3 protein-coding genes are annotated in these 1,913 nt (G+C 42.3%); all 3 read right to left on the reverse strand.

Features of this window, described 5'->3' with window-relative positions; all coding sequences use genetic code 11:
- Positions 1 to 48: 48 nt before the first annotated feature.
- On the reverse strand, positions 49 to 591 hold the full coding sequence (gene raiA / locus Q0236_RS10490) for a ribosome-associated translation inhibitor RaiA (protein WP_297917586.1): 543 nt from the start codon (positions 589 to 591) through the stop codon (positions 49 to 51).
- A gap of 15 nt (positions 592 to 606) precedes the next feature.
- Entirely contained in the window at positions 607 to 1,092 is a 486-nt protein-coding gene (locus tag Q0236_RS10495; RefSeq protein WP_297917588.1) for a hypothetical protein, read from the reverse strand.
- Positions 1,092 to 1,913, reverse strand: an 822-nt coding sequence (locus Q0236_RS10500) for a hypothetical protein (RefSeq protein ID WP_297917591.1), incomplete at its 5' end; no start/stop codon positions are given. The genes Q0236_RS10495 and Q0236_RS10500, both read right to left, overlap by 1 nt.

Raw genomic sequence — 1,913 nt, forward strand, 5'->3', positions numbered from 1 at the left:
CTAAAATTCTAAAATTCTAAAATTCTAAAATTCTAAAATTCTAAAATTCTAAAATAAGCCGAATTTACCATCTTTACGCTTGTAAAGCACACGCATTTTAGCGTCCATATCATTGAAAACCAAAAACTGATCGGTGCTTTCTTTAAGCTTATTTAGGGCTTCGTCAATCTCTAGCGGCTTATATAGATCCAGCTCGGTAGGGACGATCTCATCGACTTCATCGTTTAAATTTAGCTTGTTAGCACCGACCGCATTATCTACGGCGTTTTGTTTCATTTCGTCGCGATTTTTGTGAGAATTTACCTTATCGTGGTATCTGCGTAGAACCTTTGAAGCACGGTCTACGATGAGATCGACGGCGGCATAGAGATCTTTATCTTTTTGGCGCACGACTATGGTGTCTTTATGCGCTAAATTTAAAGAAAAATCCACTACAAAGCCTTTTTTACCCTGTTTTTCGTCGGCCGAGATCACGCAGCGTCCCGAGATAAGATCTAGATTATATTTCCCAAGCGTCTCAAATGCGTTCTCAACATACTCTTTTATGGGTTCCGTCAACTCAAACTGCTTACCTACGATATTTAAATTCATCGTCTCTCCTTTGCTTTATGGTTTTTGCAATGTTCGCCTATTATAGGTTATACGCGGCAGATCCGTAGATGTTACCGTAACGTCTACTAGCGCCATATGAGTAGTTACTACATTATTCGGTACCGGATTCCCCGAGCTATCTAAAAAAGCTCGTGCGCCGATCGTGTTTGCAGCGGTGCAACGTAAATTTGGATCGAGATAATATATGTTTATAGCTATATTATACTCCGGATTATTTGCATTAGGATAGGTCAAATTTATAGTTTCCAAACAATTTGCACCTGCGCCCGCAGGACTTGCAGGATTAGGATAATTATGCGCTTGCATAGCCATTACCGCAAATTCCGTAGCGCTTTGCGCCAAAAGCAGAGCCTGTTCTTTAGAACGTATATTATTTACGTCCCTTGCCGTCATCGCAGCTATACTTAAAGCAGTTATTGCCGTAGTCGCCACTAAAATAATAAAAAATATAGCCGCTATTAAGCTGAATCCTCTTTTCATTAGTACACCACCTGCGATTTACATACGATGAGATCAAGCTGAGCAGGATCAAGGTTTCTACCGTTATCTCTCATACATAGTTTTAAGGCTACGGCGCCATTATCGTAGCGAAACCTAAACAAGCTAACATCCTGTGCAATCAACGCTCGCATAGGCACAGCTCCATTGTATTGCTCGCCCGCCCAAGGCTGATAGTTATATCTCAGCTGAAGATCAAAGTTTTTATCGACAGGATCCGGTGTCGGCGCAAAAAGTAAGTTCGCCTGTCCGGCCGGCACAATCGGTACTATCGAATAGGCGGTATGGGTCACATAGTATTGCTCCGAAAATTCACGAGTTCCTATAGCGTTTGCGGGATAATTCGTTATATTTAAAATTTCGGCATTAGTATTATTTGCGTTAGCGGTCGCTACCAAGATCCTCTGTCCATCATCTGCATATCCGTAAAACGGTCCGATATTTGCGGTTAAATCTCCCGTCGCGCTTCTAAAAATAACACCGAAAGTGCGGGTATTTGCGCTAGTAGAGCCTGCTCTCAAATTTCTAAGAACGGCATTTACGCCGGTTAAAAGGCTGCCTTGGGTATTTAAGGTAAATGCCCCGTTTAAATTTGCAGCCGCAGGAACTGAGTTTAAATCTATAAATCCGCTCCAGCCCGGATTTGCACCGCCTAAATTTTTTGTCTCTATGCTTTGCCCTATCCACTCTATAATATCATGATTTGCCGTAATGGATGAAAGATCTGTAAAATTATCGGCCAGCGGCTGACCTGCTATCCTGCCTATGACGGTACCCTTAATCCTATCCTCCAGCCTGCCGGA

The organism is uncultured Campylobacter sp., assembly GCF_938031315.1.
Classification (GTDB): domain Bacteria; phylum Campylobacterota; class Campylobacteria; order Campylobacterales; family Campylobacteraceae; genus Campylobacter_B.